Source organism: Ignavibacteriota bacterium, assembly GCA_019637995.1.
Taxonomy (GTDB): Bacteria; Bacteroidota; Ignavibacteria; order Kapaibacteriales; family UBA2268; genus JANJTB01.
The window spans coordinates 65,722-81,290 of sequence record JAHBUQ010000003.1; the positions used below are offsets into that span (position 1 = coordinate 65,722).

Below are 15,569 nucleotides of genomic sequence, written 5' to 3' on the forward strand. Positions count from 1 at the left end.
CCTGAATGTTTTTTTTGTAATCATCAATAAAATAATATAGTTAAATCTATGATTAATATATTAAATAACTTATAAATTCTGTTTTAACTTTTAAACGACAAAAGGGGCTGGCGGAATATCCGCCTTCCCCAATTGTATATATTGTGTTAAGCTACTTAAGTGTAACTTTAGCACCTGCTTCTTCAAGTTTTTTCTTAAGCTCTGCAGCTTCGTCTTTTCCTGCAGCTTCTTTAACTACTTTAGGAGCAGCTTCAACTAAGTCTTTAGCTTCCTTAAGACCGATACCTGTAATTTCGCGAACTACCTTAATAACATTAAGTTTATTTCCGCCTATTTCAGTTAATTCTACATCGAATTCAGTTTGTTCTTCAGCTGCAGGAGCAGCTTCAGCAGCCGCAGCCGGCATCATACCGCCCATCATCATTGGAGCAGCTGCAGTAACACCGAATTTTTCTTCTAAAGCTTTCTTAAGCTCAGCGGCTTCAACAAGTGTAAGTGAGCCGATTTCTTCTACTAATTTTTCTACTTTTTCTGACATTTTTATATCTCTCAAAAAATTTAATTTACAAAATTATATTAATTTATGCCGCATTATTTTGTTTTTTTGCGACTTCTTCAACCAATGATGCAACATCACGCATAACAGCATTTATAGCACCAACGATGCCGGAAGCAGGCGAATTAAGACTGCCCAGAATACCGGCTACAAGGTCAGCTCTGCTTGGCAGTGCTGCAATTGTCTTAAGCTCGGAGCCTGGATAATATTGCCCTTCAACAAACGCACCTTTAAGTTTTGGCTTATCGCCTTTCTCGAAGAATTCTTTTATGACTTTTGCAGGTTCAGTCGGGTCATCATAGCTGATTACCAAACCGGTCTGACCGATAAGATTTTCAGCAGGTACACTGTATTTACCAACTTTTTCCACAGCACGGTCTATCAGAGTATTTTTAGCAACTCTGTAAACCAGTTTTTTTTCGTTTATCACTTTTCGGAATTTATATGATTCCGCTACAGTCATAGAAGTAAAATCAACGAGATAGACCCCGGTGGCATTATCTAGCAATTCAACCAACCCGTCAACAATATGTTGTTTTCTTTCTCTTGTTATCATTATGTAACCGTATTAATTATTTATACACCCGGAAGCAACCAACAATCAGAATTTGACCGAAGGAGAAGCATGCTGCCGTTAAAGTGCGTAATAGACAAATTTAATCTAGTTTGAATGTAGAATCCTTTACAATAACTGCAGGACTCATAGTTGAACTAAACACAACGTGTTTAATATATTTACCTTTTGCAGTAGAAGGCTTTGCTTTAACAATGCTTGCATAAAATGTATTAGCATTGTCAATAATTTTTTCTGCGGAGAATGAGCATTTACCTATAGCGGCATGAATGTTTCCTGTCTTGTCAACACGATATTCAATTTTACCAGCTTTGAGCTCACCGACTGTTTTTGCAATGTCGAAAGTTACTGTTCCGACTTTTGGATTGGGCATGAGACCGCGTGGACCAAGAATACGACCTAATTTACCGACTTCACCCATTACGTCTGGAGTCGCTACAACCACGTCAACATCAGCCCAGCCGGCTTTAATTTTTTCAATATACTCATCCAATCCTGCATAATCGGCACCCGCGTCAAGCGCCTCCTGGTCTTTGGGTGTTTTCGCGAGTACAAGAACGCGAACATCTTTACCGGTACCATGAGGAAGAGAAACAGTACCTCTTACCATCTGGTCGGCTTTTCTCGGGTCTACACCAAGATTGATTGATATCTCGAAAGATTCATCAAATTTTGCGGTAGCATTCTTCTTGACTATGTTAACTGCATCACCTAACTCATAGGATGATTCAACATCATAGTTTTTCAGAAGCGCCGCATATCTTTTGCCAGTTTTCTTCATTTTGTTTGTACAAATATTTAGTTAATAAATCTTAGTCTTCAACAACTAAGCCAATACTTCTTGCAGTACCTGCAATCATGCTGACAGCAGCAGATAATTCGAATGAGTTGAGATCTTCTTTTTTGATTTCAACTATTTCTTCAAGCTGCTTAGTAGTTACTTTTCCAACTTTTACTTTGTTTGATTCTTTGGAACCACTTTTAATACCTGCTGCTTGCTTCAGAAGAACTGATGCCGGCGGGGATTTAATAATAAAAGAAAAACTCTTGTCACTAAAGAAAGTAACAAGAACGGGAAAAATCGTACCCTGCTGTTTTGCAGTTTTACCATTGAACTGCTTGACAAATTCCATACCGTTCAAACCACGTTGACCAAATGCAGGTCCGACAGGAGGAGCCATTGTAGCTTCACCGGCTTTTAATTGTAATTTAAACGCTCCTAATACTTTTTTTGCCATAATTAATCAGTTTATAAAATTCTAAAATTAAATTTCTAATTCCACTTGGTTAAAGTCAAGCTCTACCGGTGTTTTACGACCGAGGATACCAACTTCAACTTTTAATTTTTGTTTTTCGATGTTAACTTCTTTTACTGTACCGTTGAATGTGTTAAACGGACCTTCAATTACTCTAACCGGATCACCTGGAGCAAAACTTGTTTCCACAGTAGTAATATCTTTACGTTCTTCAACTCTGCCAATTATTCTTTCAATTTCACTGAGCTGAAGTGGTACCGGTTCATTTCTTCTGCCGACAAAACTGACAATAGAAGGAATTTGAGTAATAACATCTTTTATTTTTCTATCTAAAATGGCATGAATAATAATGTATCCCGGCAGAAAATTTTTAATTCTCGTACGACGTTTGCCGTTACGAACCTCAAAAACTGTTTCCTGAGGGATTATTACTTCAAATATCTTATCTTCCAAACCTAATCTTTTGGATTCAGACTCAATCGCCGTTTTAACCTTAGTTTCGTGGCTTGTAAAAGTTCTGATAGCGTACCATTTAGGTTCGTGACTTTCATATTGTGATATATTAGTAGGTTCAGCCATTATTAATATTCAAATTAAAAAATTGATTTTACAATCAGGGTCATTATTTCATCAATGATGAAAGTGAATAAAGTGATGATGCCGGTTACAACAATAACCACCACAGTTGATTCACGTAATTGCTCTTTAGATGGCCATGAAACTTTCTTCATTTCAGCCACAACTTCGTTAACGAACTTCTTTATTTTTGCAACCATGACTTGTTACATTAGTTTATAAAAAATTGCACTATAAAGTACATTAAATCGCACGGGTGGCAGGACTTGAACCCGCAGCCAATGGTTTTGGAGACCACTACTCTACCAATTGAGCTACACCCGTATGCTCTAAATATTGAGCTGATGACGGGACTTGAACCCGTGACCTCGTCCTTACCAAGGACGTGCTCTACCAGCTGAGCTACATCAGCATACCGGCATTTAAATTTACTTAAAATAAAGTATGCACAACCGAATATGCTCCGATTATGCTAAATGCCTCGTGGCTGACAGACTCATTCAGAGCGGGAGACGAGACTCGAACTCGCAACCCTCAGCTTGGAAGGCTGATGCTCTACCAATTGAGCTACTCCCGCATAGATTGTCAAAGTCCTGTATTTTTGTGGGCAGAGAAGGATTCGAACCTCCGTAAGGATTCCCTAGCAGATTTACAGTCTGCCCCGTTTAACCGCTTCGGTATCTGCCCCTCAAACGAGCTTACAAAAGTAATACTTTTTTATTTAATACCAAAATATTTTTTTACTTTTTTTTACTTTTTTTTACTTTTTTTCTATACTAATATTATTTTTTGCTTGATTTTCTAAATAAATTATCTCAAAAACAATATTTTGCAGATAAATTCTTCTCTTGGAAATTATTTTAAGATACTTATTTTCAGGCAGTTCTATTAAGTTTGAGATTTAGTGAATAACTGAACTGCATATTCTTTTATATTAAGAGATTTTTCAATGTTAAATTTAGCTTTGTTTGGTCCCCCTGGTGCAGGTAAAGGTACTCAGTCTGAATTTTTAGTAAAAAAGTATAACCTTTTTTACATCTCAACCGGTGATTTACTCAGAAAAGAAATTGCTGATGGTTCTGCTATTGGAAATGAAGTCAAAAGTATAATTGCACAAGGTGGACTTGTTTCGGATGAAATAATTGTTCAGATAATTGAAAAATCAATAATAGATAATCCGGGATACAACGGATTTCTTTTTGACGGTTTTCCGAGAACTTACATTCAGGCCTATATTCTTGAAGGACTTATGCTAAAGCTAAACACACAACTCAATTGTTTAATCAGCATAGAAGTTCCAAAGGAGGAATCTGTTACAAGACTATTAAACCGTGGAATTACCTCAGGTAGATCCGACGATAATGATACTGTAATCCGTAACAGACTTAAAGAATATTACGAAAAAACAATTCCTGTGCTTCAGTTTTACAAAGACAAAGGTATTTATTATGAAGTTGATGGTAGAAATGGTATTGATGATGTAAAAATTGATATTACTAAAATCGTTAAACAAGAATTAAGTAAAAGTCTTCTCAATGTTGTTTTATTCGGATATCCGGGCAGTGGCAGGTCAACTATTGGTAAAGCTCTTGCAGCGCAATATAACCTTGAATTTATATCTACAGGTCAGCTCCTTGTTAAGGAAGTAAACGATAATACTAAAATTGGCAAAAAAATTCTCGAGATGCATGAAAAGGGACAGCTCTCTTCTGATGAGGTTGGGCAGATGATACCTGATGAAATAGTGGTACAGTTGATCGAAAAGAAACTAAGTGTGATAAATGACCAAAAGGGATTTATTTTCAAAGGTTTCCCGCGAACGCTTGTTCAGTCATATATTTTAGATGGTTTACTCAGAAAACATACTTCATCAATAACAAAAGTAATCGAAATTGAAGTACCGATTTTAGAATTAATTCGTCGTCTGGAACAAAGAAGTTCCACTGATTCCAGTATGCCTTATGATTCCAATATTTCTACTATTATCAAGAGATTGCAGGAACACGAAAAACGTACGGTGCCGGTTATAGGTAAATATAGTGCTTTACATGGTGGTACAAAAATCAACGGTGTCGGGACTTTCGAGGAAGTTTATCAGAGAGTTGCAGATGAAATTGAATTTGGATTTAAAGCTATCAGATAAATTAGTAATCAGCTTAGTGCTGGTTTAAATTAATAAAATTGAAAACCATGATTTTTCAAATAAAATCATTAAATAATAATTATATAAAATTTTGAGCTTTTTAATATGATAAAAAGTATGACAGGCTTCAGCAAGGCTGAAGTAAACGAAAACGGCATTCACGCCACTGTTGAGCTTAAATGCTTAAACGGCAGATATCTTGATATCAATTGCAAAATGCCAAGGAATATTCAGCATCGTGAGTATGAAGTCAGAGAATTACTTAGACGTACTGTATCACGAGGAACTTTAACAGTCAACATAAACGTTGAGTCCTCTGCTGCAACAGGTAATTTTTCAATAAAAGAAGATGCTGCCAGAAACATTTATAATTCTTTAAATAACATCAGAAAAAAGCTGAAAATCAAGCAGAATGTTTCAATAGAACATTTGCTAAAATTTTCTGATGAAATAATCGCTACAACTGAAGGCGAAGACGAAGAATTAATTATGAATGTAGTTAAGAATGCTGTAACAAATTCTGTTCGAAATCTTGATAATATGCAGAAGAAAGAAGGTCAGCAGATTATGAAGGATATAATGAACCGAATGAGAAATGTTACAGAATTAGTCGAGAAAGTTTCTAAGTTAGGTCTTGAGAAAATTCCGGCTGAACGCGAGAGATTAAGGCAGCGTATAGCCCAGCTCTTTGAAAGTGATGAATACGACGAGCAGAGACTTCAAACTGAAATGGTGCTTTTAGCCGATAAACTTGACATTTCCGAAGAAGTGGTAAGGCTTAATTCTCATTTTCTTTTTTTCTATGAAACGGTTAAATCTCTTGAACCATCCGGCAGAAAAATCAATTTCCTACTTCAGGAAATGGGAAGAGAAGTAAATACCATCGGTAATAAAGCTAATGATGCTCAGATTTCACAGTTGATCGTAACTGTAAAAGAAGAGTTAGAAAGAATCAGAGAGCAGATTCAGAATATTGAATAATTCTCTATATGGTTAGAAATTATTATACTTTACTGCATATAGCCCGCGAGATTGAAACCCTTGCGGGCTGTGTTGTTGATGAATGCTTTTCGCAGGAAAAGGATGAATTAATAATAAGACTTAATGACGGCAAAAGGGAAAACTATATAATTTTCAATGCTGATGGAAAATATGATTCTATTTTTTTACAACCAAAATTTCGCAGAGCCGGAAAAAATTCTGTAGCACTTCTCGAAAGTTTAGAGGGTGATATTCTACAATCGGCTGAAGTTTTGGGAAAAAGCCGAATAATCAAAATCAATTTTCTGCATAGCACAGTTTATGCTGTATTATTTGGCGGGGTTTACAGTAACTTTCTGGTATTGAACAGTGATAATCTAATTATTGATTCATTCAAAGCCGGTCAGTATCAAACCGAATCAGCATTCATGCCGCCTGAAGAACATCAAAAAAATGTAAGTGATTTTCCTTCTGATACTAAGATCAAATCAGCTATTGCAAATTCAAAATATTTGTTTGGAAATACTTACGCAAGTGAAGTTTTTCATCGCTTGAGCGATGGCACGATCAAACCGGAAATGCAAATCAGTGATCTAAATGCAAATCAGTTTGATGCAATATTACGCATTTCAGACGAATTGAAAAATGAACTTGAAAGCTCGAATCATTTTTTTGTGCTCGAAAATAGTAGCGGCAAAAATATTATGTCGCCTGTAAAATTATGCGGTTACGAATTGAAATCCAATCATGATAGTGTTTCTGAAGCAGTTCACAAAAGAAATGTTTCTGATATAATTGAAAGTAGATTCAGTGCAGAATACAGCAAAATCAAAAACTTTCTGGATAAGCAGCAGCGCAAACTCGAAAAAGCTATTGAAAATATGCAGGATATCGAATCGGCTGAAAAAAGGATGGCAGATTACAGGCTTTGGGCTGAGCTTCTGTTGTCTCATCCTGAATGTAAAGGCAAGTTTGGAGAATCAATTGAAGTGGCAGATTGGTCAGGCAATTCATTTAATATCAAAATTGACCCAAAACTGAATTTAATTGAAAATGCTAAAAAATATTTCGATAAAGCGCATTCTACTCAGGAAGATATAAAAATTCGCAAGAAAAGATTGCCTGAAATGATTGATAAGTTAAAAATTGTAAGACAAAAGAATGATGATTTATCTAAAGTAAACCGTCTTAAAGATTTAACCCGATTTGAAGGTACAATTAAACAATCAACAGGAAAAAGAGTTAATACTAAAAAAATGACAATGGAAGAAAAATTCAGAAAGTTTGAACTCGGCGAAGGATATGTTCTCTATGCCGGAAAAAATGCCTCAAATAATGACGAGCTTACAATGAAATTCGCCAATCAGAATGATGTATGGCTTCATGCAAGAGGTTCAAGCGGCTCTCATACTATTATCAGGATGGATAAAGAAGAAAAGCCACCTAAGAACATTTTGCAGCGTGCAGCCGAAATTACTGCTTTCTATTCAGGTGCAAGAAATGCTAAATATGTGCCCGTTATATGGACTTTCAAAAAGTATGTACGCAAACCGAAAGGTGCTAATGTCGGAGCTGTGGTTGTATCGAAAGAAACAGTTATTATGGCAGAGCCAAAACTTCCTGATGACAATAATTAGATGTTTACTAAAAACTTACATTACCTTTTCAATAAAATGTGGTATTTTTGAAGTTTGTTAAAATTTAAAATTAACTTTTCTCTTTTTTTTTCGTATTAATAATGTCATAAACAATATTACGGAGTCAAATAAATGAATTATGGACTAAGCCGAAAATCAATTTTATTAACATTGATTTCTGCTATTTTTCTGTCAATGAGTATCTCATTATCAGCATCAGTAAGCAGTTTCAACCCAATCAGATTTCACAAAGATTCGCTTCCAAACGGACTTATTGTAATTTATCATATTGATAAAACCGCACCGGTTGTATCAACAATTATGCACTATAAAGTAGGCTCAAAGGATGAGAATCCCTCGATGACCGGTTTTGCACATTTTTTCGAACATCTGATGTTTGAATCAACCGATAAAATTCAGCGCGGAGAGCTTGACCGCTTAATTCAAAATGCAGGTGGCAATTTAAATGCTCACACTTCATTTGATGAAACAGTATATTATATTAATCTTCCTGCAAATCAGTTACCACTTGCACTTTGGATTGAATCCCAAAGGCTTCGCAAACTGAATGTTGACACCATCGGAGTGGAAACCCAGCGTGGAGTAATTCAGGAAGAAAGAAAGCAAAGAACTGAGAACCAGCCCTATGGCGATATGCTTGACAGAATGATGGCAACGCTGTTTAAAGATGGATCATATTCATGGACTCCTATTGGCGCTGAGGAACATATTGCTAAAGCTACAATCGGGCAGTTCAGAGATTTTTACAACAATTTCTATCAGCCTAATAATGCTACTTTAGTAATTTCAGGCGATTTCGATATTACCCTTGCACAAAAATATGTGGATTCATATTTTGCCGGTATAGAGCCTGTATCACTACCAAAACGTGAAGTATTTAATATGCCGCCATTGGAAGGTGAAATTAGACATGAAGTAAGCGACAAGCTCGCTCAAATGCCTGCAATTTTTATAGGCTACAGAGGTCCTGCACTGGTTGATTCACTCTATTACCCAATAAGTTTGCTTTCTGAAATTCTCTCTTCAGGAGAAAGCTCAAGATTATACAAAAGACTTGTTGATACCGAGCAGGAAGCTGTTGCAGCAAATTTCAATATGATACCACTCGAAAAAGCGGGAGTTATGCTTTTTGTAGGTGTACCCGGACAAAGCAAAAGTATAAAAAAAGTTGAAAGTTTGTTTTATGAGGAATTAGATAAAATTGTTAAGCAAGGTATATCGGACGATGAGCTTGAAAAAGCGAAAGCAATTTTTGAAGCCGGTTTTGTTTGCAGTAAGAAATCTGCATCAAATAAAGCAAGAGAACTTGCAAGTTTCCAAAGTTATTATAATGACCCGGGACTTATTAATTCCGAGCTCGAAAAATATATGAGTGTTACAAAAGAAGATATTATGAAAGCAGCTCAAGTTTACCTTAATACAAATAATAAGGTAGTTTTAATTTACAAACCTGAATCTCAAAAATAGGGAGAAATTGAAAATGTATAAATTATTTTTATTTATAACTTTATTATTTGTAAACATAAGTTTACTTGCAAAAGACTTTAATCCTGATTTAATGCCTGAGCCACTTGAGGAAACAGGTTTCAAATTCCCTGATTATATTGTTAATACACTCGAAAACGGACTTAAAGTCTATGTCATTCAGGACAAAGAACAACCTGTAGTATCATTCAGATTGATGATTTTCGGCGGAGCAAGTGTTGAGGGTACGAAAGCAGGTGTCGCAGAATTAACTACATCAATGCTGACCAAAGGAACCCAAAAGCGAAGTGCAGGCGATATTGCAGAAATTATTGACGGAATGGGGGCAACACTTTCAAGTAGCGCAACGAGCGATTACTGGACTATTTATGCTGAAGGCTTAAAAAAATACGAATCCACATTACTTGATGTTATGGCGGATATTTTATTGAATCCAAAATTTGATACGCAGGAATTCCTCAAAATTCAGCAGCAAACTCTTGCAGGTCTGCAATTTGAAAAATCTAATTCCGGTGAGCTTGCTCAGGCTCTTTCAAGGATAGCAGTTTACGGAAAAGACCACCCTTATGCACAAAGGAAAACAGAACAAAGTGTAAATTCTATTAACGTTAATGACCTTAAAGAATTCCACAAATTATGGACAAAACCAAATAATGCATCTATTGCAGTAGTTGGTGATGTTGACCCTGATATAATAGTTAAAAAACTTGAGGAACTTTTCAAGAATTGGTCAAAATCTGAAGTTCCTGCTATCAATGTACCTGAAGCTACACCAATGCCAAAAGGTATATATTTTGTCAATCGCAGTGGCTCTGCTCAGTCTTCCATTATTATTACCACTAATACAATTCCCTACAATCATATTGATTTGGAAAGGTTAAAACTCGCTTCAGCTTTGATTGGCGGATCAAATGGAAGATTATATCAAACATTAAGAGAAAAGTATTCATTTACATATTCTCCTTACGGATTTCACACTTCTACTAAATTTGCAAACAGATTTGCTGCCGTTGCTGAAGTTGCTAAAGCAAAAACAGATTCATCAATAGCACTTGTAATTTCAGAGTTAAATGATATAATCTCCAACTCACCTAAATCCGAAGAACTTGAAAGAGTGCGGACTTCTTTGCTGGGAAATTATAATATGTCATTTGAAAACAGTTTATTCATCGCTTCGCTTATTCAGAATGAAGAATTTTACGGAAAACGAATCAATGAAATAAAAACTTACGCATCAAAAATTAAGTCGCTGACTCCTAATGACATAACAACTGCTGTTAAAAGCTATATTAATCCTGATAATGCTCAAATCATTGTTGTCGGAGAACCGGCTATAGCTTCCGAACTTGAAAAATACGGAATTGTTTTTAAATATGATTTAGACCTGAATGCCCTAAGTGGTAAAGATGGAAAAACAGAAAAAATATCTTTATCGGCAAAAGATTTAATAAACAGATACGAAAAGGCTATAGGTGGAAAATCCAATGTTGAAAAGATTACTTCATTGAATGTTATAAGTGAAGCTGAATTGAATGTCGGTGGTCAGATGCTCCAGGGGCAGGTACTTTCTCAGAAAAAACTACCAAATAAATTATATAACGTTTCTGATTTCAACGTTTTCAAAAGTCAGGTTTGGGTTGATGGTGAAAATGCCTGGTCATCTCAGGGAGACCAAGAATCAATTATACAGGAAGGCGATGATAAAAAGCGAATGTTTTTTGATGCTGAAATATTTCCTATTTTAACTCTTCAGAAGTATAGTTACAAACTGGAAGTACAGGGCAAGCAGGGCAATTCTATTTTGCTTATGGCAACAAGTGAAACCGGAAGCGATAAAACATATTATTTCAACGCGGACAATTATCTATTAGAAAAAGAGGAATTTTTAATAGACAGCGGAATTGGCATGTCGGAAATCTGGAGTATTTCTTATAGTGATTATCAGGATTTTCAGGGTATTAAGCTACCAACTGTTCAGGTAACAAGAACTCCTAATTTCGTAATTACTATGAAATCAAACTATGAAATCAATCCTGAAATTGAAGAAGAGGTTTTTAAACCACAAAAATAAAAAAATTGAATAAATATTCATTTTATAAATTTTATTTTTGCAGATTCAAAAAATAATCATACTTTTAAAATATGTAAAAATAAAAAGGTTACTATATGGCAAATTTAAATGATACGTACAGTAAAGAACAAAAGGATGATATCCTACAGCTTGTAAGCTTCAATATCGGTGAAGAAGAGTTTGGAGTTGACATTCTGAAAGTTCAGGAAATTATCAGACTTGTAGAAATCACACGCGTTCCGAACGCTCCGCACTTTGTAGAAGGTGTAATTAACCTGCGTGGCAAGGTAATCCCTGTGATAGATTTACGGAAGAGACTCGGAATGGTAAGCATCGAGTCAAGTGTTGAAAGTAGAATTGTTGTGGTTGAACTTGAAAATAAAATCATTGGTTTTCTTGTTGATTGTGTAAATGAGGTTTTACGTATCTCACGAAGCATTACCGAGCCGCCTCCGGCAATAATAGCAGGCATCAATGCAGACTATATAACTGCTATTGGCAAGCTCGAAGACAGAATTTTAATATTATTGGACCTGGAAATGATATTAAATACCAATGAAAAGCAATCTCTTACAAATTTGGAATCAGTGGCAGTTTAATGAGCTTATCAAGCATCAGATTTATTGCAGACAAAATTACGAGTTCATCTAAGAGACAAAAATTTATTAATTTCACTCTTGCAGTTTCATTAGTGAGCGTCATGCTTGGATGTATGGCGCTCATTTTGTCATTGGCTATTCTTGATGGCTTCGATAAAAAGCTTCATGAAAGTGCAATTAAGTTTACTTCCCATATTACCATAACATCATTTAACCGCGAACCACTTTTAAATTACCCTGAAACAGTTAGCGGAATACAAAATCAATTTCCTGAAGTCAAAGCGGTAGAACCTGTATGCGAAAGAGAGGGACTGATTAAGTCGTCCAGTCTTACCGAAGGAGTTACTATTCGTGGAATTTTTCCGGAGATGAGCATATCAGGTTTGGAAAGTTTTATCATTGATGGCAAGTTTGGATTTACAGACTCAAACGCTCGCGAAGTTATTATTGGCAAAAGGCTTGCAGATAAATTATCAGCTGTAATTGGCGATGAAATTACTATACTTACTATGAAAGCCAAAAGTCTTTTTGGTCTACCGGAGCCAAAAGTTGAAAAATATACAATCACGGCTTTGTATAATAGCGGAATGGTGCAATACGACGACATTTTAATTTTCATTCCATATGGCAAAGCGCTCAAACTCTTTGATATGCCTGCTTACTCCGCTTCAATGTACCAGATAATGCTTGATGATATTTACAAAGCACCTTTTTTGGTTGACTCTATTGAAAGTTTTCTGCGTTATCCTTATTTTGGGCTTACAGTTTTCAACTATCACGGTTCAATTTTTTCATGGATTGAAATTCAAAAAGAACCAATTCCAATAGTTTTGGGGCTAATTTCGATTGTTGCTGTACTTAATATTATAACATCATTATTGATTACAATTGTAGAGAAAACCAATACAATCGGAATACTAAGAGCATTAGGGCTGGACAATCGGAAAATTTTAGGAATTTTTATTTACAAAGGATTTTCTCTTGGTCTGAAAGGAACGATAATGGGATTAAGCCTTGCATATATATTCAGCTATGTGCAGAAAAATTATGGTATAATTCGATTAAAAGGTGAAATTTACTTTCTTGATGTACTCCCGGTTGAAATTGTACTCGAACACTACATTATTGTAGCTTCTGTTTCTTTGATATTGGCAGTTGTTGCAACTCTCATACCAGCCTTCATTGCTGTAAAAGTAACACCCCTTAAAGCAATGCAATTCAAATAATAATCAATTTTTCTTCCTGTTTGATGTAAGAAAGGCTCTTAAAAGATTTTCAACTTCCCGGTTATTTCCAAATTCTTCAGCAAGTAATGGAGGAGCTTCGTGGTGTCCTGATTTTGTCTGAGCTGCATTTTCGTTGTCATTTCGACTGTACATTACTGTAAATGCATAAGTAATTAGTACTGAAAATTCCAATCCAAGTGCAAAAAACACAAGCGATGGCTGAGTTGAAGGAATAAATTTAAGACCTCTCATACCAATTATGATGATAAGTACAGCCGCACCAATATATACAAGTCCTAAAACTAAATTACTATATTGATCTGTAAAGTAAAACCTTAAATAAAACTTTAAACTTGTCCATGAACTAAATATTTTCACTAAAGCATTATGTTGTCTCCACATCAGTACCCTCTGAAAATATCTTAAGTCCTCCGGTGGAATTTCCCATTGCTCAGCATAATTGAGCAAATCTTTAGTGTCTGCAGCTAATATTTTTTCTATAAAAACATTATTGTTATCCTCAGAGTAATTACCAAATATCTTATAATGCCAGCTATCAAGAATATTTAAAATTTCACGCTCGATTTTATGCCTCATCAAACCAATTCCAATAGGTAGATTTGATGTAATCATTAGAGTTATTAGAAATGAGAACAATGATATAGGAAATACTAATGATAAAATCGGGTTAAACCAATATCTTGCTTCTTGCGAACTCCCTTCGTAAATATCAATAGCCCAACGAGTATAATAGTTTGTCTTGACTGTTTTTTGAGGCATATCTTTTGAAACACTTATCTCTTCGCCTTTATTTTTTACATTGCCCTCCAAATAATTTATCACAACAGTATTTTGAATAAATGGAAGAACTGTAAAAAACACTATAACAATAGTAATAGCAAATAAAACCGAAAATACAGCATACTGAGTAAGGTTATGCCTGTACAAGCTATAATATGATTCTCTGGCTATGGTTTCTGAACTCATATAAGATGTTAATTATTTTAAGCAAAATTATAACATACCAAAATACAAAATAATTTTGTAATATTAAAATTATGCTAAATACTTTCAAATAAATAATCTAATTATTGAAATTATTTACTGCTGAAGGGCACAAATCCGAAACAACACATTCACTGCATTTTGGTCTCCGTGCTATACAGGTATTTCTTCCGTGATTTATAAAATAGTGAGTAAAAGTAACCCAGACCTCTTTAGGAAGAATTTTCATAAGTTTATACTCAATTTTGACTGCATCATTAGTGTCAGTAAATCCAAGTAAATTTGAAATTCGTGTAACATGAGTATCAACAACAATTCCGGGAGTATTGAAACAGTGTCCTAAAACAACATTAGCCGTTTTCCTGCCGACTCCGGGAAGAGTGAGCAAGTCATCCATTTTATCAGGGACATTCCCATCGAAATCACTGATAATTTTCCGGCAAGCACCCCTGATGTTTTTTGCTTTTGCTTTATAAAAACCTGTTGAAAATATATCTTTTTCGAGCTCTTCAACCGGTACTTTCAAATAATCATAAGGAGTTAAATATTTTTTGAATAGTGATTTTGTAACAATATTTACTCTTGCGTCAGTACATTGAGCCGATAAAATAGTTGCTATTAAAAGTTCGAAAGGATTTGTGAAATCCAGTTGAATCTTTATATCAGGATATATTTCTTTTAAACGGTTGATTATTATGGAAAATCTTTCTTTTTCAGCTTTTTGAGTTTTTGGAAATTTTGTTTTCATTAGTTATTTTGATTAATTGTATTGCACAAAGAATCATCACTATTGCGATGATAAATATATGTCGGATAATTTATTTTAGCAATCGTACGACCATTTTTGACTGCTTTTTCAAAGAATACAGTATCATCACCATAAACAACATCATTGAACCCACCTATAGCAAGTGCAGAATTTTTATAGACAAAGAATGTTCCGCCAATGACACAATCAGAAAGATGTATCATCTTATTGGGATTATTCATATCGGGTACATATTCATTTCCGATAATTCTAACACCACCATGCAATAATTCAACTTCAGGATTCTGACATAAAATACGCTTGCGAAGTTCGAGATGCTTGATTTCATATTCATCATCGGAATCAAGAAAAGTGATATAAATTCCTGATGCTGCTAACATTCCGGCATTTTTGCTAAGTGCTTGCTTTCGATTGGAATGGTACAAATATCTGAATCTCCGGTCAGAATCACAAAATCTTTTTGCAATTATAGCAGAGCTGTCATTTGAGCCATCATCAACAATCAAGCACTCCCAATCCTGCTCTGACTGTGACTGTAGGGATATTAGTGCCCGCTGTAGGGTTAATCCCCGATTATAGCATGTTACTATCACTGAAAAGAAGGGAATAATATTTTTGTTTACACTAATCATCAATTTTCTTATTTTAGTATTATCGTTTTATCCAATTT

General features: G+C 35.0%; 16 protein-coding genes and 4 tRNA genes. 7 read left to right on the forward strand and 13 right to left on the reverse strand.

Annotation, left to right across the window (positions count from 1 at the left end):
• Nucleotides 1-151: 151 nt before the first annotated feature.
• The 10 genes from rplL to KF896_12350 all read right to left on the reverse strand — a co-directional run bounded on the left by rplL (nucleotide 152) and on the right by KF896_12350 (nucleotide 3,649).
• Complete coding sequence (gene rplL, locus KF896_12305; GenBank protein ID MBX3044492.1) at nucleotides 152-538, reverse strand: 50S ribosomal protein L7/L12; 387 nt, start codon at nucleotides 536-538, stop codon at nucleotides 152-154.
• Nucleotides 539-581: 43 nt separating this feature from the next.
• Complete coding sequence (gene rplJ / locus KF896_12310; GenBank protein ID MBX3044493.1) at nucleotides 582-1,112, reverse strand: 50S ribosomal protein L10; 531 nt, start codon at nucleotides 1,110-1,112, stop codon at nucleotides 582-584.
• Between the two features lie 100 nt (nucleotides 1,113-1,212).
• On the reverse strand, nucleotides 1,213-1,911 hold the full coding sequence (gene rplA / locus KF896_12315) for a 50S ribosomal protein L1 (GenBank protein MBX3044494.1): 699 nt from the start codon (nucleotides 1,909-1,911) through the stop codon (nucleotides 1,213-1,215).
• Nucleotides 1,912-1,942: 31 nt separating this feature from the next.
• Nucleotides 1,943-2,368 (reverse strand): 50S ribosomal protein L11, encoded by a 426-nt coding sequence (rplK, locus tag KF896_12320; protein MBX3044495.1) that lies wholly within the window; start codon nucleotides 2,366-2,368, stop codon nucleotides 1,943-1,945.
• Between the two features lie 27 nt (nucleotides 2,369-2,395).
• Nucleotides 2,396-2,965 (reverse strand): transcription termination/antitermination factor NusG, encoded by a 570-nt coding sequence (nusG, locus tag KF896_12325; protein ID MBX3044496.1) that lies wholly within the window; start codon nucleotides 2,963-2,965, stop codon nucleotides 2,396-2,398.
• Between the two features lie 14 nt (nucleotides 2,966-2,979).
• A complete protein-coding gene (gene secE / locus KF896_12330; protein MBX3044497.1) occupies nucleotides 2,980-3,162 on the reverse strand; it encodes a preprotein translocase subunit SecE in 183 nt (60 codons plus the stop codon).
• A gap of 51 nt (nucleotides 3,163-3,213) precedes the next feature.
• Nucleotides 3,214-3,286 (reverse strand) — tRNA-Trp (locus KF896_12335).
• Between the two features lie 15 nt (nucleotides 3,287-3,301).
• Nucleotides 3,302-3,374, reverse strand: a tRNA-Thr gene (locus tag KF896_12340).
• A 92-nt stretch (nucleotides 3,375-3,466) separates the two neighbouring features.
• Nucleotides 3,467-3,539 (reverse strand) — tRNA-Gly (locus KF896_12345).
• Between the two features lie 27 nt (nucleotides 3,540-3,566).
• Nucleotides 3,567-3,649, reverse strand: a tRNA-Tyr gene (locus KF896_12350).
• A gap of 262 nt (nucleotides 3,650-3,911) precedes the next feature.
• Here KF896_12350 and KF896_12355 point away from each other — a divergent pair.
• The 7 genes from KF896_12355 (at nucleotide 3,912) to KF896_12385 (ending at nucleotide 13,125) form a co-directional block, all read left to right on the forward strand.
• Complete coding sequence (locus tag KF896_12355; GenBank protein MBX3044498.1) at nucleotides 3,912-5,105, forward strand: adenylate kinase; 1,194 nt, start codon at nucleotides 3,912-3,914, stop codon at nucleotides 5,103-5,105.
• 105 nt (nucleotides 5,106-5,210) lie between these two features.
• Entirely contained in the window at nucleotides 5,211-6,086 is an 876-nt protein-coding gene (locus KF896_12360) for a YicC family protein (protein ID MBX3044499.1), read from the forward strand.
• 8 nt (nucleotides 6,087-6,094) lie between these two features.
• Entirely contained in the window at nucleotides 6,095-7,723 is a 1,629-nt protein-coding gene (locus tag KF896_12365) for a DUF814 domain-containing protein (GenBank protein ID MBX3044500.1), read from the forward strand.
• Nucleotides 7,724-7,855: 132 nt separating this feature from the next.
• Nucleotides 7,856-9,211: an insulinase family protein gene (locus KF896_12370; protein MBX3044501.1), complete on the forward strand. Its 1,356-nt coding sequence runs from the start codon at nucleotides 7,856-7,858 to the stop codon at nucleotides 9,209-9,211.
• A gap of 13 nt (nucleotides 9,212-9,224) precedes the next feature.
• Nucleotides 9,225-11,300: an insulinase family protein gene (locus KF896_12375; protein MBX3044502.1), complete on the forward strand. Its 2,076-nt coding sequence runs from the start codon at nucleotides 9,225-9,227 to the stop codon at nucleotides 11,298-11,300.
• A 95-nt stretch (nucleotides 11,301-11,395) separates the two neighbouring features.
• The gene (locus tag KF896_12380) at nucleotides 11,396-11,899 is read left to right on the forward strand and encodes a chemotaxis protein CheW (GenBank protein ID MBX3044503.1); all 504 of its coding nucleotides are present in this window, start codon (nucleotides 11,396-11,398) and stop codon (nucleotides 11,897-11,899) included.
• Nucleotides 11,899-13,125 carry an ABC transporter permease gene (locus KF896_12385; protein MBX3044504.1) on the forward strand — a complete coding sequence of 409 codons (1,227 nt, stop codon included), beginning with the start codon at nucleotides 11,899-11,901 and terminating at the stop codon, nucleotides 13,123-13,125. Before KF896_12380 ends, KF896_12385 begins: the two co-directional genes overlap by 1 nt.
• A gap of 3 nt (nucleotides 13,126-13,128) precedes the next feature.
• Here KF896_12385 and KF896_12390 read toward each other — a convergent pair whose 3' ends face one another.
• The 3 genes from KF896_12390 to KF896_12400 form a co-directional block, all read right to left on the reverse strand.
• Nucleotides 13,129-14,112 carry a hypothetical protein gene (locus KF896_12390; GenBank protein MBX3044505.1) on the reverse strand — a complete coding sequence of 328 codons (984 nt, stop codon included), beginning with the start codon at nucleotides 14,110-14,112 and terminating at the stop codon, nucleotides 13,129-13,131.
• 97 nt (nucleotides 14,113-14,209) lie between these two features.
• Nucleotides 14,210-14,878, reverse strand: a complete 669-nt coding sequence (gene nth / locus KF896_12395; protein MBX3044506.1) for an endonuclease III — start codon at nucleotides 14,876-14,878, stop codon at nucleotides 14,210-14,212.
• The gene (locus tag KF896_12400) at nucleotides 14,878-15,531 is read right to left on the reverse strand and encodes a glycosyltransferase (GenBank protein MBX3044507.1); all 654 of its coding nucleotides are present in this window, start codon (nucleotides 15,529-15,531) and stop codon (nucleotides 14,878-14,880) included. The genes nth and KF896_12400 overlap by 1 nt, the downstream gene beginning before the upstream one ends.
• Nucleotides 15,532-15,569: the final 38 nt, after the last annotated feature.